This window comes from Streptomyces sp. NPDC001002, from assembly GCF_053599215.1.
Genome location: NZ_JBSFLV010000054.1, coordinates 25,567 through 49,142, shown reverse-complemented (window position 1 = coordinate 49,142; position 23,576 = coordinate 25,567). Strand labels below are relative to the sequence as shown.

Genomic DNA, 23,576 nt, shown 5'->3' with positions numbered 1-23,576 from the left:
GATGAACCATGAACAGGCCCGCACAGCACGCGGGTTCAGCCGCCGGTCCGCTCTGCGGCTGGCCGGGGCCGGGGGTCTGGTCACCGCCGGCGGCACCCTGCTGAGCGGCACGCCGGCGGCCGCCGCCGGCCTCGCGGACCTCAACACACCACCGACGTACGCGCCTTCGGGCCGTCGGCCGAGACATCGGCGGGCCACCTGGTCCCAGCAGTTCCAGTCCGGGCACGGCTGGAGCGGGGCCGGCACCGGTACCGCCTCCGCGGACGTGAACGACACGACCCAGTTCGTGCGCGGCACCCAGTCGGTGCGGGTGACCACCACGGGCGCGGGCAAGCAGAGTTACGTCCGCAAGCTCGGCGGGACGGCAACCAGCCTGACCGGCAAGGCGATTCGGCTCGTGTTCCGCGTCGACGACGTCACGAACCTCTCGAAGCTGTCCTTCTATCTGGGCACCGGCTCGCTCGCGAACTACTTCCTGTGGCAGTTCCACGCGCACTCCACGACCTCGACGAACTACGTCCAGTCCGGGGAGTGGGTCACCGTCCACCTCCAGTGGGCCGACGTCACGAGCGCCGCCGGAACGTACTCGCTCTCCTCCACCGGGGTGCCGTCCACCACGACCGGCTTCACGGACATGTCGTTCGCCGTGTACGACAACGCGGGCGGCCCGGTGACCTACCACCTGCAGACCGTCGAGCTGATCCCCGACACCGCCTCCGTCTTCCCCAAGGGTGTCGTCTCGATCACCTTCGACGACTCGCACACCTCCGTCCACGGCCTCGCCCGACCCGTGATGGACACGTACGGCTTCTCCGGGACCGTCTACAACATCGCCGACGCGATCGGCACCAGCAGCTTTCTGACGCTCGATCAGATGCGGTCCATGCAGGACTTCTCGGGCTGGGAGATGGGCGGGCACGCGTACGCGACCAGCGCGCACACCGCGAGCTACAGCCAGTTGACCGCGCAGCAGGTGGACGACGACCTGCGCACGCTGCGCGAGTGGATGGTGGGCAACGGCTTCACGAGCGAGCACTTCGCCTATCCGCACGGCGCGTTCGAGAAGACCAAGGACGGCGTGCCGGTCGACCAGATCGCGGGCCGGCACTTCACCACGGCCCGCTCGATCATCTCCGAGACCATCGAGTCCTTCGCACCCGCGATGCCGTACCGGCTCAAGGCGTTGACGGGCATCAACGACGGTTCGGGGATCGGCGGTACGGCGCTGGCGAACCTGACGGCGGCGGGCGGTCGGCTCGACCGGTGCGCCAACAGCGGCGACTGGCTGATCCTCTGTCTGCACCGGGTGGTGGACGGGGTTCCGACGGCCAGTACGGAGCTCAGCAAGACCGGGCTCAACACGCTGATGAAGGCGATCTCCGACCGGGGCATCCCGGTGGTCACGGTCGCCGAGGCGATGGAGTACTACACGTAAGGCAGTACGGCATACGAAGAAGGGGGCGGCCGGGCCGCCCCCTTCTTCATGTCACCGTCTCCGTCTCACCAGCCTTGTCCCTGGCCCTGGTTGTGCTGCCAGGCGGGATCCACGTAGTCGTACTCGCCCTGTTGGACAGGGTCGTTCTGCCACTGCTGTTGCTGCGGATAGCCGGCCTGCTGGGGCGCTCCCCACGACACGCGCTGCTGGGGCACGTGGGCGTGCTGCTCGTCGTAGCCGGGCAGCGGCTGCGGCTGGGTTGGGATGGCGGGGGCCACCCGCTGTGCGGTGCGGCGCAGGGCCACGCCCTCCAGGCGCATCAGCTGGAGTGTCTCGGTGACCTTCTTGTCCGAGTACGGGTCCTCTTCCTCGAAGATCTCCGTCACATCGGCCTCGTGGTCGCCCGCCACGGACACCTCGACGCCGCCCTGGCGGGTGCCCCAGCTGCCCTTGTGCAGGGTGAGCAGGGCGTAGAACCGCAGCGGGGTCAGCAGGGTCAGCTGGATCACGCCGTAGACGGGCGCGAGCAGGAACATGCCGAACCGCTTGATGAAGCCCATGCCGCGGCGGGGGAAGTCGAGGTAGCGGACATTGCGGAGGTAGCCCATCAGCACCATGAAGACGAGGTAGTCGCCGATGTGGGCGACGAACCGGTCCGGGTGCACGATCGGCGTGATGACCATGGAGTAGAACATCGCCGAGCCGAAGACCAGCCACAGCGCCAGTTCCATGCAGGTCAGCCAGAAGGCCGGGCGGTACTTCTTCTGGTGCCGGAAGGCCCACAGGGACTCGCGGAAGAAGGACTTGTTCCAGCGGACCTGCTGGCGCAGGAAGTGCGGCAGCTTCTCGGGGACCGCGGTGTAGCCGACGGCGGTCTCCTGGAAGACGACCTGGCCCTCGATCAGGCAGTAGTTGGTCATGCGGCGGTCGTCGCCGAAGACGGCCGGCTTGCCCAGGAACTGCTGGTTCAGGAAGTCCGGCAGGTACTTGCGCACCAGCGTGCCGCGGTACGCGGAGAGCGCGCCGCAGCAGCACAGCACCGACTTGAGGCGGGAGTAGGCGGCCCGCTCGAAGAGGAAGGAGTTGCCGTACCGCAGGTCCTGGAGCCGGGTGAAGATGTTGCTGTCGTGGTTGAGCGCGAGGACCATGCCCGTCGAGGCCATGATCTTCTCGTCGGCCAGCGGCAGCAGCAGCTCACGGACGGTGTCCCGGGAGAGCACGGTGTCCGAGTCCACGCACAGGAAGATGTCCGAGTACGGCGCCGCCTCGAAGCCGAGGGCCAGGGCCTCGCGCTTGCCCTTGTTCTCGGGCTGCACGCTGACCGTGTACTTGACGCCCTTGGCCTCGAACTCGCGGCGCATCTTCTTCGCGGTGCGGATGCCGGAGTCGTTGGCGCTGCAGTCGTCGATGATGTGGATCTCGTTCGGGAGCCGGCTCTGCGCGAGGAGGCTGCGCATGCCCTGCTCGAACATCACCGGGTCCTCGTTGTAGATCGGGATGACCGCGGTGACCCAGGCGTTGTCCAGGTACTCCAGCTCCTCCCGTCCGGCCTTGGCTGGGCGGTAGAAGAGGGCGCCGAACATCTTGAGGGTCAGCAGGCCCATCGCGCCCAGCGAGTAGATGTGCAGGGAGCCCGCGTCCAGCCGGGTGGCGATCAGCGCCGCCAGGGCGAGGAAGACGACGTACGAGACTTTCAGGTGCCGGCGCTTGCGGTGGGCGCGGCGGCTTCCGGATTCGACGGCTCCGGGGACGTACGTATCGTCGGTGGTCACAGTTTGACCACCCGGGGGTGATCGGCGGACTTGCCGCGGGTGTCGAAGAGGGCGCGGGCGCGGTCGGCCAGGGCGTCCAGGTCGATCTCGCGGTGCGGCTGGAGCAGGATCGTCAGGTCGGCCGACTCGGCGGCTTCGAGGTAGTCGTCGGCCCGCTCGACCGGGGCGCCGTCGACCCGCCAGTCCTCGACGCGCGGGTCGAAGTAGACGAGGTCGGCGCCGCGGGCGAGGAGGTTCTCGGCGACCGCGAGGGCGGGGCTCTCGCGCTGGTCGGAGATGTCGGCCTTGTAGGTGACGCCGAGCAGCAGGACGCGGGAGCCGCGGACGGCCTTGCCCTGGTCGTTGAGGAGGTCGGCGGCGCGGTTGACCACGTGGACGGGCATGCGCTGGTTGATCTCCTGCGCGAGCTCCACGAACCGGAACGGGATGCCGAGCGAACGGACCTTGTAGGAAAGGTAGTTGGGGTCGATCGGGATGCAGTGCCCGCCGACGCCGGGGCCCGGGTAGAAGGGCGCGAAGCCGAACGGCTTGGTGGAGGCGCAGCGGATCGCGTCCCAGAGGTCGACGCCTATCTCACGGCAGAACATCGACATCTCGTTGACGAGCGCGATGTTCACGTGCCGGTAGGTGTTCTCCAGGAGCTTGGCCATCTCGGCCTCGCGGGTTCCCTTCGCCTCCACGACGCGGGTCACGAACCGCTCGTAGAGGGCGCGGGCGGCCTTGGTGCAGTCCGCGGTGACGCCGCCGACGACCTTGGGGGTGTTCTCCAGGCCGAAGGAGGCGTTGCCCGGGTCGATGCGCTCGGGCGAGAACGCGAGGTGGAAGTCCTCGCCGACCTTCAGGCCGCCGGCCTCCAGCCGCGGGCGGACGACCTCGTCGGTCGTGCCGGGGTACGTCGTCGACTCCAGGACGACGAGCGTGCCCGGCGCGAGGTGGTCGGCGATGTCCCCGACGGCCGCGTGGACCGCGCCGAGGTCCGGGGAGCCGTACTCGGTCAGCGGGGTCGGCACGCAGATCACGACGGCGGCGGACTCGGCGATGACCTCGGGACGGTCCGTGGCCCGGAAGCCCTGGCCGAGCATCGCGGAGACCTCGGCGTCCGTGATGTCGTCCACGTGGGAACGGCCGGCGTTCAGTGCGTCGACGACGGTGCTGTTGCGGTCCAGACCGACGACTCTCAGTCCGGCCGCGGCGGCCGAGCGGGCCAGGGGAAGACCCACGTAACCGAGCCCGACTACGACAAGATCCACCGTGGAGGATCTGCTCACGACATCATTCCCAACCCCGTTGGCACGGCACGACAAACGCGGGCGCCATGTGGCCGCCCGCGCACATTTCGAACAAGTTCAAGTTCAGGGAAGGCTAACAAGGCCTTCACAAAGTCACTACACCCGCTCAAAGTGCGTCTTGTCACGTCAGTTTTCGTACAACCCTCGACGCACGTCGTGTGTCCCCTGTTACCGAGAGCCATGAAGCGGAAGGACTCACACCGCTCGCCATGCCTCCAGCGCGAGACCCGGCTCGTCCTTGCGGCGGGTGAGAAGCAGCTGTCCCGTCGACGGGGAGAGCGTCGCCGCGACCACCCGGTCCTCCTCGTCCACCGCGAGCGACACCTCGGCGTCCGCGGGGAGTTGGGGCCCCGACTCGGTCCACCAGGCGCCCGCGGACTCCAGTTCGGTCGGGTACGCGGCGAAGGCGACCCGCCCGCTCGTCGAGCGCTGGGCGATCAACGTGCAGTCGTGGCCGTCGAGTTCACAGCGCACGGCGGACACCCGACCGGGTCCCGCGGACGCCAGCAGCGCGGTCGGCTTGCCGCCGGGGCGCCAGGCGCAGAGGTCGCCCGACTGGTCGGTGTAGAAGAGCGTGGTGCTCTCGGGAGAGGTGGCGAGGGCGTACAGGGTGCCCGGGCGCACCGGGGTCTCCAGCGCCTCCGCGAGCACGGGTGTCGCGCCCGCCTTCTCCTGCCGCCAGTGCACGATGCCGCCGGGGACGGCCGCGTACAGCTCGACGAGACCCGACTCCCCCGTCACCGCCGCCAGGTCCTCCTCGACCTTGCTTCCCTTGAGATCGCGCCAGGGATCCCAGCCGCCCTTCACCTTCTGGGCGAGCATGTTCACCCCGCGTCCCCGGTTGCGCACGAAGACATGGGCGCGGCCCTGGGCGTCCACCGCGACGGCGGGTGTGCCGGTGACGGCACCCTTCTTGTTCGGGTGCCCGATCGGCACCCAGTCGAGGGCGGCCAGCCGAGGCCGGTAGTGGGTGGAGTGCACGAGGCCGGCCTCGCCGGGGACGGTGGGCCGCCAGGAGACCAAGTGGGCGTAGCAGTCGGGGCCGTGCCCGACCGCGGGCACCGCCATCAGTTTCTGGCTGCCGCCGACCTGCTGCGCGGCTGCCCAGGCGCCGCCGGGCAGGCGCTCCGCCCGGGACAGGAGGGCCTCGTCCGTCGGCAGGTAGACACTGAGCCGGCCGTCGCGGCCGCGTATGAACCAGTCACCGTTCACCGGTTCACTCTAAGCGGCGGTTCACACTCCGCGCGGCCCGGCCCCGGCCGATCACCCGCGTACGGCCGGTCGGGTGGGAGCGATCGACACCGAGGAGGCAGGCTGGTGCCCAGCAGACGCCGTACGAGAAGGAAGTCGACCTCATGACCGACAAGCTCACCGTGGGTGTCCTGGGCACGGGCATCATGGGGGCCGCGATGGCCCGCAACCTCGCCCGCGCCGGACACACCGTCCGCGCCTGGAACCGCACCCGCGCCAAGGCCGAGCCGCTCGCCGCCGACGGCGTCCGGGTCACCGACACGCCCGCCGAGACGGTCGAGGGCGCCGATGTGATCCTGACCATGCTCTACGACGGTCCGACCACCCTCGACGTCGTCCGCCAGGCGGCTCCCGCGCTGCGGCCCGGTGTCGCCTGGGCGCAGTCGACCACCGCGGGCCTCGACGGCGTCGCCGAGCTGGCCGCGCTCGCCCGTGAGCACGGACTGGTCTTCTACGACGCTCCCGTGCTCGGCACCCGGCAGCCCGCGGAGGCCGGTCAGCTGACCGTGCTGGCGGCCGGTCCGGTCGAGGGACGGGCGCTGGTGGAGCCCGTGTTCGAAGCGGTAGGCGCGCGCACGCAGTGGACGGGCGAGGACGGCGCGGCCGGTACGGCCACCCGGCTGAAGCTGGTGGCCAACAGCTGGGTGCTCGCGGCCACGGCGGCCACCGGTGAGGTGCTGGCCCTCGCGCAGGCCCTCGACGTCGACCCGCAGCACTTCTTCGACCTCATCGAGGGCGGCCCGCTCGACATGGGCTACCTCAGGGCGAAGGCGGCGATGGTCCTGGAGGACCGGCTGGAGCCGGCGCAGTTCGCGGTCGACACCGCCGGCAAGGACGCCCGGCTGATCGTCGAGGCCGGCCGGCAGCACGGCGTACGCCTGGACGTGGCCGGCGCGAGCGCGGACCGCATGGAGCGGGCGGCGGCGCAGGGGCACGCGGACAAGGACATGGCCGCGGCGTACTTCGCGAGCTTCGAGGAGAAGCCGGGGGAATGAGGGTGCTCCCCCGGTGAGCGGGGGGATGAGAGCGGTCCCCCGGTGAGCGGGGGAAATGAGAGCGATCCCCCCGGTGAGCGGGGGCCGTGCGAACCTGGCCGTATGGACGAGAGCCGTATGGCCGAGAACAGTCCCCTGCTGCTGATCGTCGACGCCGCCAACGTCGTCGGGTCGGTGCCCGACGGCTGGTGGCGGGACCGGCGGGGGGCCGCGGAACGGCTGCGGGACCGGCTCGCCGCGGACGGTCTCCCGGGACACAGCGGTTCCGTGGAGATCGTCCTCGTGGTCGAGGGCTCGGCCCGCGGGGTGGAGTCCGTGCCCGGCGTCGACGTCGAGTCCGCGCCGGGCAGCGGTGACGACCACATGGTCGACCTGGTCGCGCGGGCCGGGGACCGCACCGTGCTGGTCGTGACGGCGGACCGTGAACTGCGGCGCAGGGTCACCGAGTTGGGCGCGCAGGTCACGGGTCCGCGCACGGTCCGGCCTTCTTAGCACCGGCTACTTCCCGGCGCTCTCCCGGGCGGCGGCACCCGCCTTGGCGAGGCCGCTGTGGGTGCGGCCGTAGAAGAAGTACACGACGAAGCCGATGGCCATCCAGATGGCGAAGCGGAGCCAGGTCTCGGCGGGCAGGTTGAGCATCAGCCACAGCGAGGCCAGCACCGAGATGATCGGCAGGGCCGGCACCAGCGGGGTGCGGAAGGAGCGCTCCAGGTCGGGGCGGGTCCGGCGCAGGATGATGACGCTGATCGCGACGATGATGAAGGCGAAGAGCGTGCCGATGTTCACCAGTTCGGCCAGTTCGCTGAGGCTGGTGAAGCCGGCCACGATCGCGATGACGACGCCGAGCAGGATGGTGGGCCGGTACGGGGTGCGGAACTTCGGGTGGGTGTGCGAGAAGAACCGGGGCAGCAGCCCGTCGCGGCTCATCGCGAAGAACACCCGGGACTGGCCCAGGAGAAGGATCATGCAGACCGTCGTCAGGCCCACCGCCGCGCCGAAGCTGATCAGACCCGCGAACCACGGGTGCCCGGTGGACTTGAAGGCGTCCGCGAGCGGGGCGTCGATCGACAGCGAGCTGTACTTCTGCATGCCGGTGACCACGATCGACACGGCGACGTAGAGCGTGGTGCAGATGATCAGGGAGCCGATGATGCCGCGCGGCACGTCCCGCTGCGGGTTGCGGGTCTCCTCGGCGGCGGTGGCCACGACGTCGAAGCCGATGAAGGCGAAGAAGACGACGGACGCGGCGGTGAAGATGCCCATGACGCCGAAGTCGGAGGGCGCCCAGCCGAACATCAGCTGGATCAGCGGTGCTTGGAGGTTCCCGCCCGCCTCCACGGCCTGCGCCTTGGGGATGAACGGGTCGTAGTTGTCGCTCTTGATGAAGAAGGCGCCCGCGATGATGACGACGAGGACGACGGCCACCTTGATGGCGACGACGACGGTGGTGACGCGCGCGGACAGCTTCATGCCGACCACGAGGATCGCGGTGAGCAGCAGCACCAGGGCGGCGGCGAGGATGTCGAAGCCGAACCCGGAGGCGCCGTCCCGGCCGCTGAGCGCCTCGGGCAGATGCCAGCCCGCGTTGTCCAGCAGCGAGGCGATGTAGCCGGACCAGCCGACGGCCACCACCGCCGTCCCCAGGGCCAGTTCGAGGACCAGGTCCCAGCCGATGATCCAGGCGGGGAACTCACCGAGGGAGGCGTACGAGAAGGTGTACGCCGAGCCCGCGACCGGGACCGTCGAGGCGAACTCGGCGTAGCAGAGGGCGGCGAGCCCGCAGACCACTCCGGCGACGACGAAGGACAGGGAGACGGCGGGTCCCGCGGTGTTCTTGGCGGCCGTGCCGGTGAGGACGAAGATGCCGGTGCCGATGATGACCCCGACGCCGAACACCGTCAGATCCAGTGCCGACAGGGACTTTCTGAGTGAGTGTTCGGGTTCTTCGGTGTCCTTGATGGACTGCTCGATGTTCTTCGTCCTGAAGAGGGCGTTGCTCACGGGCGTACCTCCCACGCTGTGTCGTCCTCGACATGATCGAGAGGGGGCGTAGTCCGTATGCCCCGGCGCGGACGGATTCACGCGGATGGGCCACTTTCACCACCCTTGCCGGTGGGGAAAGTGGCCCATCTCGGTGTACGTCAGTCCCGTGCGGGTTCGACCTCGCTGGCCGCGGTGTCGTAGCGGCCGTCCAGCTTGGAGACCAGCCCGGTGACCTGGCGGGCGATGTCGGGTGCGGTGAGGCCGATCTCCGCCATGACCTCGGCGCGGGAGGCGTGGTCGAGGAAGCGCGGCGGGATGCCGAAGTCGCGCAGCGGGACGTCGACGCCCGCGTCGCGCAGGGCCTGCGCGATCGCCGAACCGACGCCGCCGACCCGGCTGTTGTCCTCGACGGTGACGACCACGCGGTGCCGCTCGGCGAGCGGGGCCATGGCCTCGTCCACCGGCTTGACCCAGCGCGGGTCGACGACGGTGGTGGAGATGCCCTGCTTGTCGAGGAGGCCTGCGATCTCCAGGCACATGGGGGCGAGGGCGCCCACCGAGACCAGGAGCACGTCGGGCGTGTCGGTGCCGGGCTCGCGCAGTACGTCCATGCCGCCGACGCGTCCGACGGCGGGTACGGCGGGGCCGACGGCGCCCTTGGAGAAACGCACCACGGTCGGCGCGTCCTTGACCTGGACGGCCTCGCGCAGCTGGGCGCGGACCTGGTCGGCGTCGCGCGGGGCGGCGAGCCTGAGGCCGGGGACGACCTGGAGGATCGACATGTCCCACATGCCGTTGTGGGAGGCGCCGTCGGTGCCGGTGACGCCTGCCCGGTCCAGCACGAAGGTGACACCGCACTTGTGCAGGGCCACGTCCATCAGGACCTGGTCGAAGGCGCGGTTGAGGAAGGTGGCGTAGACGGCGAAGACGGGGTGCACGCCGCCGGTGGCGAGGCCGGCCGCGGAGACGGCGCCGTGCTGCTCGGCGATGCCGACGTCGTAGATCCGGTCGGGGAAGGCGTCGGCGAACTTCTTCAGGCCGACCGGCTGGAGCATCGCGGCGGTGATCGCGACGATGTCCTCGCGCTCCTTGCCGAGCGCGACCATCTCGTCGCCGAAGACGGAGGTCCAGTCGGCGCCGGAGGCCTTGATCGGCAGGCCGGTGTCGGGGTGGATGGGGCCGATGCCGTGGAAGCGGTCGGCCTCGTCCTGGAGGGCGGGCTGGTAGCCGCGGCCCTTCTCGGTGAGGCAGTGCACGATGACCGGGCCGCCGAAGCGCTTGGCGCGGGCGAGCGCCGACTCCAGGGCCTCGATGTCGTGGCCGTCGATGGGGCCGACGTACTTCAGGCCGAGGTCCTCGAACATGCCCTGCGGGGCGATGAAGTCCTTCAGGCCCTTCTTCGCGCCGTGCAGCGTCTCGTAGAGGGGCTTGCCGACGACCGGGGTGCGCCCCAGGAGGTCCTTGCCGCGGGCCAGGAAGCGCTCGTAGCCGTCGGTGGTCCGCAGGGTCGCCAGGTGGTTCGCGAGGCCGCCGATGGTCGGTGCGTAGGACCGCTCGTTGTCGTTCACGACGATCACCAGGGGGCGGTCCTTGGCGGCGGCGATGTTGTTCAGCGCCTCCCAGGCCATGCCGCCGGTGAGGGCGCCGTCACCGATCACGGCGACCACGTGGTCGTCGCGTTTGAGGATCTCGTTGGCCTTCGCGATGCCGTCGGCCCAGCCGAGGACGGTGGAGGCGTGGCTGTTCTCGATGACGTCGTGCTCGGACTCGCCCTGCGAGGGGTAGCCGGAGATGCCGCCCTTCATCTTCAGCTTGGAGAAGTCCTGGCGGCCGGTGAGCAGCTTGTGCACGTAGGACTGGTGCCCGGTGTCCCACAGCACCCGGTCCTTGGGGGACTCGAAGACGCGGTGCAGGGCGATGGTCAGCTCGACCACCCCGAGGTTGGGGCCGAGGTGGCCGCCGGTCTTGGAGACCGCGTCGACGAGGAAGGTCCGGATCTCCTCGGCCAGCTGGTCCAGCTGCTCCAGGCTGAGCCGGTCCAGATCGCGCGGTCCCGTGATGCGGGTCAGCAGCGGCACCCGTGCCTCCTTGCAGTAAAAGCTGTCGCCGGGCTTGTCGAGTCTAATGTTCCGTCTTTGCGGACCGCGCCCGGGCTGTGCGTCGTACGTCACGCGATCGGCTGTACCCAAGAACACCTTTACCTATGACCCGACCTGTTTCCGGGCGCACGACAATGCCCGGCACCTGTGGGGTGCCGGGCATCGTGGTGCTGGTCGGGGCTGTTACGCGCGCCCGGCCGTCTTCTGCGTCTTCCGGGTGACCGCGTCGATGACGACGGTCGCCAGCAGGACGCCACCGGTGATCATGTACTGGACCGGGGAGGCGATGCCCTCCAGGGCCAGGCCGTACTGGATCGAGATGATCACGAGGACACCCAGCAGGGCGTTCCACGTGCGGCCACGGCCACCGAACAGCGACGTACCACCGATGACCGCCGCGGCGATCGCGTTCATCAGGAGGTCACCGCCGCCCGCGCCCTGGTTGGCGGAGGCGATCTTCGAGGCGATGAACAGACCGCCGATCGCGGCGAAGGTGCCGGAGATCGCGAAGACCGAGATCCGGATCATGTCGACGTTGATACCGGCACGCCGGGACGCCTCGACGCTGCCGCCGAGGGCGAAGATCTTGCGGCCGTAGGTGGTGCGGCGGAGCACGAAGTCCGTGAGCAGCAGCACACCGACGAAGATCACGACGGCCAGCGGCAGGCCCTTGTACTGGTTGTAGACGGCCGCCACGGCGAACGCCACGATCGCCAGCAGCACGGTGCGCAGGATGGTCTCGCTCACCGGCCTCGACGGCACGCCGGCGGCCTCGCGGCGCCGGTTGCCGAGGAAGGAGCTGACGAAGAACAGCACGACCACGGCGATGGCCAGGCCGTAGGAGGCGGCCACATCGGTGAAGTAGTAACCGGTCAGCTTGGCCACCAGGCCCTCGCTGTCCAGGTTGATGGTGCCGCTGTCGCCCAGGATCTGGAGCATGAAGCCGTTCCAGAAGAGCAGGCCGGCCAGGGTGACGGCGAACGCCGGCACACCGATCTTCGCGAAGAAGAAGCCGTGCAGCGCACCGGCGACCGTGCCGGTGAGGATGGCCAGCACCAGCGCGAGCCACGCGGCCATGCCGTGCGTGACGGTGAGCACCGCGTAGGCGGCGCCCGCGACACCGGAGACCGAGCCGACCGACAGGTCGATCTCGCCGAGCAGCAGGACGAACACGATGCCGACGGCGATCATGCCCGTGCCGACCATGGCGACGGAGATGTCGGACAGGTTGCCCGCGGTGAGGAAGTTGGAGTTGAGGCTCTGGAAGATGATCCAGATGATCGCCAGACCGATGACGACCGGGATCGCGCCCAGGTCACCGGCCTTCATCTTCCGCTTGAACTCCGTGAGGTAGCCCGCGAAGCCCTGTTCGCGCACCAGCAGCCGGGGGTCGACGACGGTGGCCGCGCCGGCCGCCGCCTCGGGGTTCTCCACGACGCCGTCCTCGGTGGACGGGGAGGTCTTGTCGATGCTCACTTCTTGATCTCCCCAGTGCTGCGCGCCGCACGACGGGTCACGGCGTTGTCCGTGGCACCGGTGATGGCGGAGATGATCTCTTCCTGCGAGGTCGACTTGACCTCGAAGACGCCGTTGTTGCGGCCCAGCCGCAGGACGGCGACCTTGTCCGCGACCGCCTTCACATCGGCCATGTTGTGGCTGATGAGCAGAACGGCGAGACCGCGCTCGCGCAGCCGCTCGACGAGGTCGAGGACCTGGGCGGTCTGCTCGACACCGAGGGCGGCGGTGGGCTCGTCGAGGATGACCAGCTTGGGCTCGCCGAGCATGGAGCGGGCGATGGCCACGGTCTGGCGCTGACCGCCGGAGAGCGAGGCGATCGGGATGCGGACGCTGGGGATGCGGATGGACAGCGTGTTCAGGAGCTCGCGGGAGCGGCGCTCCATCTCGACCTCGTCGAGGATCGTGAACTTGCGGATCTCACGGCCCAGGTAGAGGTTGCCGACGACGTCGATGTTGTCGCACAGCGCGAGGTCCTGGTACACCGTCGCGACGCCCAGGTGCTGGGCGTCGTGCGGCCTGTTGATCTGTACGGCCTGGCCTTCCCACTCGATGACGCCCTCATCGATGGGGTGCACGCCGGCGATCGTCTTGACCAGCGTGGACTTTCCGGCGCCGTTGTCGCCCACCAGGGCGACCACCTCACCGGCGTGGACCTCGAGCTCTACATCGGTGAGCGCCTGAACGGCACCGAAACGCTTCGAGACCCCGCGCAACGCCAGCACGGGCGTAGCGGACACGTGAACCATCTCCTTCGCCGCCTGACCCGGCGGGAGGTTGTGCAGAAAAATTTGGGGGGATTGTTCCGTCCGGCGCCCCGCTTAGCTTGCGGGGCTGTTGGTGCGGGGCGCCGGAGGAGTCCGGGTGGTGCGGTCCCCGTCTCCCCTCAAGGGAGCCGTGCAGGGGAATTCAAGTGGGAATTCCCCTGCCCGGAAAGGGACTTGCGGCTGCCTACTCGAGACCGATCTTCTTGCAGTCCGCGGCGTACGCCGAGGTGCAGATGTCGCCCACCGTGTAGATGCCGTCCTTGATGACGGTGTCCTTGATGTTGTCCTTCGTCAGCGCGACGACGCCGATGATCTTGGACGGGATGCCCTTGTCCGACGGGCTGTCGACCTTGTCGGGCGCGACCGAGGCGAGGTCCTTGCCCTGCGCGACGGCGACGGCCAGCTCCGCGACGGTGTTGGCCTCTTCGGGGTAGGGCTTGTAGACGCTCATGTACTGCGTGCCGGCGACGATGCGCTGGACACCCGCGAGCTCGGCGTCCTGGCCGGTGACCGGGACGTTGAGACCGGCGGCCTTGAGGGCGGTGATGATACCGCCGGCCATGCCGTCGTTGGCGGAGTAGACGCCGATGATGTTCTTCTTGCCCAGGGCCGAGATCGCCGCCTCCATGTTGGCGTTGGCGTTCTCCGGCTTCCAGTCCTTGGTGTCGTACTCCTTGCCGATGTTCACCTTGCCGTCGAGGACGGAGTGAGCGCCCTTCTTGAACAGGGCGGCGTTCGGGTCGGTGACCGCGCCGTTCATCATGACGATCTTGCCGGACTTGGCCTTGGAGCCGAGCGCGGTGAGGAGGGCCTCGCCCTGGGTCTTGCCGACGGTCTCGTTGTCGAACGAGGTGTAGGCGCTGATCGGGCCCTCGGCCAGGCGGTCGTAGGCGACGACCGGGATACCGGCGTCCTTGGCCTTCTGGACCGAGCTCTTGATGGCCGCGGAGTCCACCGCGTCGACGATCAGCACGTCCACCTTGTTGGTGATCATGGTGTCGACCTGCTGGTTCTGGGTGGTGGCGTCCTGCTTCGCGTTCGCGTAGACGACCGTGCCCTTGTTGTTCGTGAGCTCCTTGACCTTCTTCTCGATCAAGGGGCGGTCGAACTTCTCGTAACGCGCGGTCTGGTTCTCGGGGAGAAGGAGACCGACCTTGATGTTGTCGCCCTTGTTGCTGCTGGCGGAGTCGGAGGACTCGGCCTTGTCACCGGATTCCTTCGCACTGCCACAGGCGGCGAGGGAAACTGCCATCGCACCGGCGGCGACGGCAAAGGCGGCACGACGCATACGCGTGTTCACTTCAGAAACCTCCCTGACGAGGCCGCGTCGTTGCGGCCGAGGTGGCTGGAAGTCAACTCGGCCGCACGTGCGACGTCAAGAAGTAAATCCTTAACGGGTTGGCAACGGTGCCATCCGTTCTCTAAGTGAAGGCAGGTGCCGCCGTAGCGAGCGAGCCGTCCAAAAGGGTCGAATCACCCATCTCGCTGAGCGCGAGAGCGAGTGCTCCGAGCACCTCCGCACGGCCTCCAAGTGCCCCCGGAAGAACGGACAGTTGCCGTGCCGCGCTGGGGATCGCGTAGCGGCCGACAGACTCCCTGATCGGGCCGAGCACCAGCTCACCGGCCTCGGCGAGATCACCGCCAAGGACCACTCGGCTCGGGTTCAGCAGATTGCAGAGATTGGCGACTCCACTGCCGATGTGTCGGCCGACGTCGGCGATCACCCGACGACAGCCCGGGTCTCCGTCCCTGGCCAGGCGCACGACGCCCTCCATGGTCAGGTCGGTGCCGTGGCTCGACTGGAGCAACGGAAGGACATAGCGCGCCGCCGTGAACGTCTCCAGACATCCCCGGTTCCCGCAGCGGCAGACGGGACCGGATTCATCGAGTGTAATATGTCCGATTTCTCCCGCAGTCCCGCCGGGCCCGCGGTAGATCTTCCCGTCTATCACCAGACCGGCCCCGACACCGCTCGCGACCTTGATGTATGCAAGATCACGCACGCCCCTGCCGCTGCCCCAGACGAGCTCGCCGAGCGCGCCCAGATTGGCGTCGTTGTCCACGTGCACGGGCACGCCGAGCCGCCCCCGCAGCTCCTCGGCGGGCTTGGTGCCGGTCCAGCCCGGCAGGATCGCGGTGGAGCCCAGCGTGCCGGACTCGACGTCGATCGGTCCGGGTACGCCGAGACCGATCCCGGCGATCTTGGAGCGGTCCACGCCGGTCGCCGCGATCAGGCGGTTGACCAGCTCTTCCGCCCGGTCGAAGCCCTGCGTCGAGGAGGCGTCCACGTCCAGCGGCTCGGACTCCTCGGCCAGCACCTGGTGGGCGAGGTTCCCGACCGCGACGCGCAAATGCGTGTGCCCGAAGTCGACGCCGATCACGATGCCGGCGTCCCCGCTCAGGGAGACGCTGCGGGCTCTGCGTCCGCCGGCCGAGGTGGGTGTGACCTCGACGGTTCCGCCGTCCTTCAACTCCCGGACGATGTTGGAGACCGTCGCGGCGGACAGTCCCGTGGTCCTGGCGATCTCCGCCTGCGTGAGCGACCCGGCCAGCCGGACGGCCCGTACCACCCGTTCCAGGTTGGCTCGGTGCAGTGACGACTGCGACCCCGGAGTCTCCACGACGACCTCCTGCGCACGGGACCGCTTCGATGAGGCCCCGTCTATGTCCAACTAGTGAACTCTAAGCTGAGCCGTTCGGGTTGCCTCCCGTCAAGAGGTTGAACCGGATCGGGGTCCTCGCCCGCACATATGAGCGCGCCGCCCCCGACCCGGGAGCGGCGCGCGCACGGACGGGTGCGGAGTGCTACTTCAGCGTCGCAGAGGTCAGGCCGGCCTGCACCTGGCGCTGGAAGGACAGGTAGACCACCAGCATCGGGATCATGGCGATCGTGACGCCCGCGAAGAGGACGGGCAGGTCGGAGGCGTACCCCTGTTGCTGCTGGAGTTGGATGAGGCCCTGGGTGAGGACGTAGCGTTCCGGATCGCCGCCCTTCTGCGGCTGCATCAGGACCGTCGGCAGGATGAACTGGTTCCACTGGCCGAGGGTGTTGAAGATGCCCACGCTGATCAGGCCCGGCTTCGCCATCGGCAGCATGACCTGGAAGAACGTCCGGGTGTCGGAGGCCCCGTCCAGGATCGCGGCCTCGTGGACGGCCGTCGGCAGGGTCCGGAAGAAGGCGTGCATGAAGAAGACCGTGAACGGCATCGAGTAGGCGACGTAGACCAGGATCAGACCCTGGTACGTGTTCAGCATGTCCAGCCGTTTGACCATGAAGAACAGCGGGACCAGGGCCAGGAACACGGGGAACATCGCGCCCGCGACGAAGAAGTAGTAGAGCAGCCGGTTGCCCCAGAACTCGTAGCGGGCCAGCACGTACGCGGCCATCGAGCCGAGCAGCATCGTCAGCGGGACCGAGAACACCAGAACGATGACTGTGTTGATGAAGTAGTCGCCGATGCCCTTGTCCCAGGCCCGCGAGAAGACGTCGAAGGACCAGTGCTGCGGCCAGCCGAAGGCGGAACCGCCGATCTGGGCGTCGGTCTTGAAGGAGCTGAGCACGAGCCACAGCAGGGGCAGCACGATCAGCAGGCCCCACAGGGCGAGGAAGCCGTGCGAGAAGACGTTCAGCACGGTGCCCTCGCCGCGCCGGTCGCCGGGCGCCGCCGGCGTCCTGCCGACCGTCGGCCGGGGCGGGACCGAACCGCCCGTGGGGGTCGTCTCCTTGAGAGGTGCGCTCATCGTCGTCTCTTCCGCTCAGTACTCGATGCGGTCGCGGCGGGTGGCGCGCAGCGTGACCACGGACAGGACCAGGGTCAGGAGGAGCATCACGACGCCCATGGCGCACGCGTAGCCGCTCTTCCCGTAGTAGAGGAAGTTCCGCATCATCACGGTGGCCATGACCTCGCTGTCGTGGTCGGGGCCGCCTCCGTACGCGCCCATGTTCTGCGTCATCGAGGAGACCAGGACGAACATGTCCATCGCGACGATGCCGAGATACACCCAGGCGGTCTGCACGGAGTCCCACAGCAGGGGCAGGGTGATGCGGAAGAAGGACTGGGAGCGGCCCGCGCCGTCGATCAGGGCGGCCTCGTAGATGTCTCTCGGGATGGACTGCATGGCGGCCGAGAACAGCACCAGATAGAAGCCGACGCCGTGCCAGACGACGACCAGCATCAGCGCCCACAGCACCAGGTTGGGCTCGTTGAGCCATTCCACCGGGTTCTGCGAGTCGACCAGCCCGATTTTCGTCAGGACGCCGTTGAGCAGGCCGCCTTCGTCGCTGCGGTAGATCGCGTTGAAGAGCACCGCGAGAATCGCGAGCGAGAGGACCTGCGGGAAGAAGTAGACGATTTTGTAGAACTTGGATCCGGCGACGCCCTGAACTCCGCCGGCGCGTGAACGCCCGCCCGCGTTCAGCATGAAGGCGAAGAAGAGGGCGAGCAGAATGGTGATCACCGGGATGAACACCAGGAACAGGAGGTTGTGCCAGATCGCCTTCAGGAAGATGTCGTCCTGGAAAAGCGCCTTGTAGTTGTCGAGACCGACGAAATTGAAGGTCTGCGACTCGCCCTTCCAGTCGGTGAGCGAATAGCCGAACGTCTGGATGTACGGCCAGATGACGAAGATCAGATAGAGCGCCACGGGGGCGAAGAGAAATCCCGCGACGAACCTGTACTGCCCTTTGCGCATTGGCGTTCCTGCCCCTGATGCTCCGGTCGGCACCCGCGCCCTCCGGGAAGGGCGCGGGTGCCGGACGACATGCGTCTGCTAGTCGCGGTGGTTCTTCTTCGAGGCCGGGTCCTTGGCCTGCTTGTCGACCGCGGCCTGGCAGCGCTTGAGCCACTCCTTGGGCTGGATGCGCTTGGCCATCAGCTCGTTGGACGCGGCCTCGATGGCGGTGCCCATCTCGCTGTACCACTCGGTGTAGAGGAAGCGGAAGGTGTTGTCGCCGGCGGCCTTGGACGCCTCGACCGTGGACTGGGTGCCCGGGCGCAGCTTGACGCTCGGGTCGACGCCGTCCTTGAGGATGGTCAGCGAGTTGGCCTCCTTGGCGAACAGCGTCGACCACTCCTTGGAGAGCATCATCCGCATGAACTCCTTGGCGCCGGCCAGGTTGCTCGCCTTCTTCGGGATGATGAAGGGCTCGCCGGAGCCGGCCCTGATCGCCTCGAAGGGGAGCTTGCTGTCGGGCAGCAGCGGCATCGGCATGAACTTCATGTCGAAGTCCGCGGGCGTCTGCTTGAGCTGCTCGTTCTCCAGCCAGGAACCGCAGGTGATGAACGCGGCCTTGTACTGGTTCCAGCGGGTCTGCGACTCGGTGTGGGTCAGGCCGTTGGTGCCGGGCATCAACAGGCCCTTCTCGACGACCTCGTAGATCGCCTCGACACCCGCCTGCGCCGCCTCGGACCCCACGAAGGCCTTGGGGTCGAGGTTGTCGATCGCCTTCATGGCGTCCAGACCGCCCGTCTTGGCGATCAGGTCCATGATGGCGACGTTGATGTAGTACGGGTACTTGCCCTGGTGGGCCAGGCCCCCGATGCCGTCCTTCTTGGCCGCCTGACAGACGGTGATGAAGTCGGCCCAGGTCTTCGGCTCCTCCCAGCCCTTCTCCTTGAAGAGCTTGCCGGAGTACCACAGGCCCCACACCGTGTAGATGTAGTTGAGGGTGACGATGTTGCCTTCCTGGAGGCCCGCGTCGAGCGTGCCCGGGATGACGGTGTCGCGCACCTTCTTGCTCGGGTCGTCGATCGAGGGGGCGTCCAGGACCACGGCGAGGTCGAGGAGTTGGCCGTTCTTGTAGAGGACGTCGGGCTTGATCTGCTGGGCGCCCGAGTCGTCGACGATGTCCGGCGGGGTGCCGCCGTTGAAGCGCGGCTGGAGCTTGCCGGTGATCTCCTGGGTGCCGGTGTGGGTGGAGGTGATGCCCCACTTCTTCTGGAAGCTGGCCTCCCACGCCTTGGCGTAGTCGTCGCCGTAACCGCCCTTGAAGACGACCACGTCGAGCTTGGTGCCCTTCTTCACTCCGAACGGGTTCGTCTTGGACGTCTTGCCCTGGCTGTCGTTGTTGTCACCCGAGTCGTCGTCCCCGCCACCGCTGGCGCACGCCGACAGGAAGCTCATCGTGGGTACGGCGATCAGGCCCAGTGCCGCGGACCGCCGGATCAGATCGCGACGGCCGACACCCGCCGCGTCGTTGTGCTCGGAACCGCTGTTCTCGGCGGAAGTGGATCCCATGCTCAAGTCCTCGCCTTCTCCAGGACTCAGGCGGTGAACCGGATCCTCCCGGCACCGCGGTCAGGTCAAGCAGGGTCGTGCAGGAGTAACGAATCATGCCGTGCGGATCTTGACGAACGCATCGGGTGAATCGCCGACAGGTATAGTCCACTTCCCGCCAACGGAGCAAGATCGAATGCAAGGTTGGCCGTTGGTCTTATCCGAGTTGAGACCTCGCGGAAATATGAGCCCCCTGTGGGCGCCTTGCCGGAAAAATCCGCGACATAGGCCCCGAATGCCACACTCAACACCCTTGACATCCCTGGCCACTTGACCCACTACTGGGTTCTGCGCCTGGAAGGTGACAACGTTGTCCGATCGCGCAGGGAGGGTGCCGGAGATGGTGCGGTACAGAACGAGACACAGATGGGGAACGGCCGTCGTCCTGACGGCCGCTTTTGCTTTGGCGGTGGGCTCGCAGGGAGCGGCGACAGCGCTTTCCGCGAAGCCCAAGCCGGCCGACCGGGAGTTCTCGTCCTCCTTCGAGGCGGGCGATCCGGCACCGGACTGGCTGAACACGGTCGACACCACGCCGAGCGGCACCAAGCGGGCCTCGGGAGTGGACGGCGGTTACAGCACCGGCATCCCGGGCAACGTGTCCGACCACGTCACGGACGTCCGGGCCAGCTCGGAGAACACCGGCGGCGGCGAGGTGAAGGAGAACCTCGTCGACGGCGAGGCCGGCACCAAGTGGCTGACCTTCGAGCCCACCGGCTGGGTCGAGTTCGACCTCGACAAGCCGGCGAAGATCGTGACGTACGCGCTTACTTCCGCCAACGACTTCGACGAGCGCGACCCCAAGGACTGGACCCTGCAGGGCTCCACGGACGGCAAGGACTGGAAGACGGTCGACACCCGCTCCGGTGAGACCTTCTCCGAGCGCTTCCAGACCAAGACGTACGACCTCGCCGAGCCGGCCGAGTACGCGCACTTCCGCCTGGACATCACCAAGAACAACGGCGCCTCCGACATCCTGCAACTCGCCGACGTGCAGTTCTCCACCGGCGGCAGCGGCGGCCCGGTGCCGCAGGACATGCTGACGCTGGTCGACCGCGGCCCGGCGGGCTCGCCGACCGCGAAGGCGGGGGCCGGCTTCACCGGCAAGCGCGCGCTGCGGTACGCGGGACGCCACACCTCCGACGGCCAGGCGTACTCGTACAACAAGGTCTTCGACGTGAACGTGTCCGTGCGGCGGGACACCGAGCTGTCGTACCGGATCTTCCCCTCGATGGCGGACGGCGATCTCGACTACGACGCCACGAACGTCTCCGTCGACCTGGCCTTCACCGACGGCACCTATCTGAGCGACCTGGGCGCGACCGACCAGCACGGCTTCGGTCTGACGCCGAAGGCGCAGGGGGCCGCGAAGATCCTCTACGTCAACCAGTGGAACAACGTGGCCTCGGGGATCGGGTCGGTCGCCTCCGGCAAGACCGTCGACCGGATCCTGGTGGCGTACGACTCCGCGAAGGGCCCGGCGAAGTTCCGCGGCTGGCTGGACGACGTGAAGATCGACCAGGCGGCGAAGGAGAAGCCGAAGGCGCATCTGTCGGACTACGCCCTCACCACCCGCGGCACCAACTCCAGCGGCGGCTTCTCGCGCGGCAACAACTTCCCCGCGACGGCCGTGCCGCACGGCTTCAACTTCTGGACGCCGGTGACCAACGCGTCCTCGCTGAGCTGGCTGTACGACTACGCGCGGGCCAACAACGACGACAACCTGCCGACGATCCAGGCGTTCAGCGCGAGCCATGAGCCGAGCCCGTGGATGGGCGACCGGCAGACCTTCCAGGTGATGCCGTCGGTGGCCTCCGGAACCCCGGACACCGGCCGTGAGGCACGGGAGTTGGCGTTCCGGCACGAGAACGAGATCGCGCGGCCGTACTACTACGGCGTCACGTTCGAGAACGGTCTCAAGACCGAGATGACGCCGACCGACCACGCGGCGACGATGCGCTTCACCTTCCCCGGTGACGACGCGAACGTGCTGTTCGACAACGTGACCGACCAGGCCGGGCTCACGCTCGACCCGGCGACCGGGACCTTCACCGGCTACTCGGACGTCAAGTCGGGCCTGTCGACCGGCGCGACCCGGCTGTTCGTCTACGGCACCTTCGACAAGCCCGTCAAGGACGGCTCCTCCAGCGGGGTCAAGGGCTACCTGAAGTTCGACGCCGGCGCCGACCGCACCGTGACGCTGCGCATCGCCACCTCGCTGATCAGCATCGACCAGGCCAAGGACAACCTGCGCCAGGAGATCCCGGACGACACGTCCTTCGACTCGGTCAAGAAGAAGGCCCAGCGCACCTGGGACAAGATCTTCGACAAGGTCGAGGTCGAGGGCGCCACGGCGGACCAGCTGACCACGCTGTACTCCAGCATGTACCGGCTGTACCTGTACCCCAACTCCGGCTTCGAGAAGGTCGGTTCGAAGTACCAGTACGCCTCCCCGTTCTCGCCGATGCCGGGACCCGACACCCCGACGCACACCGGCGCGAAGATCGTGGACGGCAAGGTGTACGTCAACAACGGCTTCTGGGACACCTATCGGACCACCTGGCCGGCGTACTCCTTCCTGACGCCCTCTCAGGCGGGCGAGATGGTCGACGGGTTCGTGCAGCAGTACAAGGACGGCGGCTGGACCTCGCGCTGGTCCTCCCCCGGCTACGCGGACCTGATGACCGGCACCTCCTCGGACGTGGCCTTCGCGGACGCGTACGTCAAGGGGGTCGACTTCGACGCCAAGTCGGCCTACGACGCGGCCGTGAAGAACGCGACCGTCGTACCGCCGTCGTCGGGTGTGGGCCGCAAGGGCATGGCGACCTCGCCGTTCCTCGGCTACACCAGCACCGACACCGGCGAGGGCTTCTCCTGGGCGATGGAGGGCTATGTCAACGACTACGGCATCGCGCAGATGGGCAAGGCCCTCTACAAGAAGACCGGCGACAAGCGCTACAAGGAGGAGTCGGAGTACTTCCTCAACCGCGCCCAGGACTACGTGAACCTCTACGACTCCAAGGCCGGCTTCTTCCAGGGCAAGGATGCCAAGGGCAACTGGCGCGTCGACTCCGCCAAGTACGACCCCAAGGTGTGGGGTTACGACTACACGGAGACCGACGGCTGGGGCTACGCCTTCACCGCCCCGCAGGACAGCCGGGGCCTGGCCAACCTGTACGGCGGCCGCAGCGCGCTCGGTGACAAGCTCGACGAGTACTTCTCGACCCCGGAGACGGCCTCGCCCGAGAACGTCGGTTCCTACGGCGGTGTCATCCACGAGATGACCGAGGCGCGGGACGTGCGCCTGGGCCAGTACGGGCACTCCAACCAGGTCGCGCACCACGTCATCTACATGTACGACGCGGCCGGCGAGCCCTACAAGGCGCAGAAGAACGTCCGCGAGGTGCTCTCCCGCCTCTACACCGGCAGCGAGATCGGGCAGGGCTACCACGGCGACGAGGACAACGGCGAGCAGTCGGCCTGGTACCTCTTCTCCGCGCTCGGCTTCTACCCGCTGGTGATGGGCAGCGGCGAATACGCCATCGGCTCCCCGCTGTTCAAGAAGGTCACCGTGCACCTGGAGAACGGCGAGGACCTCGTCGTCAAGGCGCCGAAGAACAGCGACAAGAACATCTACGTGCAGGGCCTGAAGGTCAACGGCCACAACTGGAACTCGACTTCGCTCCCCCACTCGCTGCTGGAGGAGGGCGGGGTGCTCAACTTCGACATGGGCTCCAAGCCGTCCTCGTGGGGCACCGGCAAGAACGCGGGTCCCGTGTCGATCACCCAGGACGACAAGGCGCCGACGCCGCGTGCGGACGTGCTGAAGGGTGACGGGGCGCTGTTCGACAACACCTCGGCGACCGGCGCGACGGTGACGTCGGTCGACCTGCCGGTCACCGGCGACACGAAGGGGCTCCAGTACACGCTCACTTCGTCCGCCGACCACACCAAGGCGCCGACCGGCTGGACCCTTCAGGGCTCGAACGACGGGACCACCTGGAAGACGCTCGACAAGCGGTCGGGCCAGTCCTTCACCTGGGACCGGCAGACCCGGGCGTTCAGCGTGGGGTCGCCGGGCACGTACGGGAAGTACCGCCTGGTGTTCGACGCGGAGGCCACGGTCTCGGAAGTCGAACTGCTCGCGTGAGCGGGTGAGTTGCGGGCCGCACGGCGGTCTGTGAACGGATCGGGGGG

Annotated in this window: 15 protein-coding genes and 1 pseudogene; 4 read left to right on the top strand and 12 right to left on the bottom strand. The window is 68.0% G+C overall.

The window, feature by feature from the left end:
• Position 1: 1 nt before the first annotated feature.
• Positions 2-1,435: a polysaccharide deacetylase family protein gene (locus ACWDR3_RS24360; protein WP_450354651.1), complete on the top strand. Its 1,434-nt coding sequence runs from the start codon at positions 2-4 to the stop codon at positions 1,433-1,435.
• Between the two features lie 65 nt (positions 1,436-1,500).
• Here the strand turns inward: ACWDR3_RS24360 and ACWDR3_RS24355 are convergent, their stop codons facing one another.
• The 3 genes from ACWDR3_RS24355 to ACWDR3_RS24345 form a co-directional block, all read right to left on the bottom strand.
• Positions 1,501-3,207, bottom strand: coding sequence for a glycosyltransferase (locus ACWDR3_RS24355; RefSeq protein ID WP_450354650.1), 1,707 nt, complete (start codon positions 3,205-3,207; stop codon positions 1,501-1,503).
• Positions 3,204-4,475, bottom strand: a complete 1,272-nt coding sequence (locus tag ACWDR3_RS24350) for a nucleotide sugar dehydrogenase (RefSeq protein WP_450354649.1) — start codon at positions 4,473-4,475, stop codon at positions 3,204-3,206. The genes ACWDR3_RS24355 and ACWDR3_RS24350 overlap by 4 nt, the downstream gene beginning before the upstream one ends.
• Before the next feature lie 216 nt (positions 4,476-4,691).
• The gene (locus tag ACWDR3_RS24345) at positions 4,692-5,708 is read right to left on the bottom strand and encodes a hypothetical protein (RefSeq protein ID WP_450354648.1); all 1,017 of its coding nucleotides are present in this window, start codon (positions 5,706-5,708) and stop codon (positions 4,692-4,694) included.
• Positions 5,709-5,833: 125 nt separating this feature from the next.
• On the opposite strand from ACWDR3_RS24345, the pseudogene ACWDR3_RS24340 reads away from it, so the two are divergent.
• A pseudogene (locus ACWDR3_RS24340) lies at positions 5,834-6,742 on the top strand (NAD(P)-dependent oxidoreductase); the annotation flags it as partial.
• A gap of 117 nt (positions 6,743-6,859) precedes the next feature.
• Complete coding sequence (locus tag ACWDR3_RS24335) at positions 6,860-7,234, top strand: NTP pyrophosphohydrolase (RefSeq protein WP_450354664.1); 375 nt, start codon at positions 6,860-6,862, stop codon at positions 7,232-7,234.
• 6 nt (positions 7,235-7,240) lie between these two features.
• On the opposite strand, the gene ACWDR3_RS24330 is transcribed toward ACWDR3_RS24335, so the two are convergent.
• The 9 genes from ACWDR3_RS24330 to ngcE all read right to left on the bottom strand — a co-directional run bounded on the left by ACWDR3_RS24330 (position 7,241) and on the right by ngcE (position 19,343).
• On the bottom strand, positions 7,241-8,743 hold the full coding sequence (locus ACWDR3_RS24330; RefSeq protein ID WP_450354647.1) for an amino acid permease: 1,503 nt from the start codon (positions 8,741-8,743) through the stop codon (positions 7,241-7,243).
• Positions 8,744-8,883: 140 nt separating this feature from the next.
• A complete protein-coding gene (gene dxs, locus ACWDR3_RS24325; protein ID WP_450354646.1) occupies positions 8,884-10,803 on the bottom strand; it encodes a 1-deoxy-D-xylulose-5-phosphate synthase in 1,920 nt (639 codons plus the stop codon).
• 204 nt (positions 10,804-11,007) lie between these two features.
• Positions 11,008-12,300 (bottom strand): sugar ABC transporter permease, encoded by a 1,293-nt coding sequence (locus ACWDR3_RS24320; RefSeq protein WP_450354645.1) that lies wholly within the window; start codon positions 12,298-12,300, stop codon positions 11,008-11,010.
• A complete protein-coding gene (locus ACWDR3_RS24315; protein ID WP_450354644.1) occupies positions 12,297-13,088 on the bottom strand; it encodes an ATP-binding cassette domain-containing protein in 792 nt (263 codons plus the stop codon). Before ACWDR3_RS24315 ends, ACWDR3_RS24320 begins: the two co-directional genes overlap by 4 nt.
• Positions 13,089-13,290: 202 nt before the next feature.
• Complete coding sequence (locus tag ACWDR3_RS24310; protein WP_450354663.1) at positions 13,291-14,394, bottom strand: sugar ABC transporter substrate-binding protein; 1,104 nt, start codon at positions 14,392-14,394, stop codon at positions 13,291-13,293.
• Positions 14,395-14,527: 133 nt separating this feature from the next.
• Positions 14,528-15,727, bottom strand: coding sequence for an ROK family transcriptional regulator (locus tag ACWDR3_RS24305; protein ID WP_123997108.1), 1,200 nt, complete (start codon positions 15,725-15,727; stop codon positions 14,528-14,530).
• Positions 15,728-15,911: 184 nt separating this feature from the next.
• Positions 15,912-16,847 (bottom strand): carbohydrate ABC transporter permease, encoded by a 936-nt coding sequence (locus tag ACWDR3_RS24300; protein WP_450354642.1) that lies wholly within the window; start codon positions 16,845-16,847, stop codon positions 15,912-15,914.
• Between the two features lie 15 nt (positions 16,848-16,862).
• Positions 16,863-17,798, bottom strand: coding sequence for a carbohydrate ABC transporter permease (locus ACWDR3_RS24295; protein ID WP_450354641.1), 936 nt, complete (start codon positions 17,796-17,798; stop codon positions 16,863-16,865).
• Positions 17,799-17,876: 78 nt separating this feature from the next.
• Positions 17,877-19,343 (bottom strand): N-acetylglucosamine/diacetylchitobiose ABC transporter substrate-binding protein, encoded by a 1,467-nt coding sequence (gene ngcE / locus ACWDR3_RS24290; RefSeq protein ID WP_450354640.1) that lies wholly within the window; start codon positions 19,341-19,343, stop codon positions 17,877-17,879.
• A gap of 442 nt (positions 19,344-19,785) precedes the next feature.
• Between ngcE and ACWDR3_RS24285 the strand changes: the two genes are divergently transcribed.
• On the top strand, positions 19,786-23,529 hold the full coding sequence (locus ACWDR3_RS24285; RefSeq protein ID WP_450354662.1) for a GH92 family glycosyl hydrolase: 3,744 nt from the start codon (positions 19,786-19,788) through the stop codon (positions 23,527-23,529).
• Positions 23,530-23,576 lie beyond the last annotated feature (47 nt).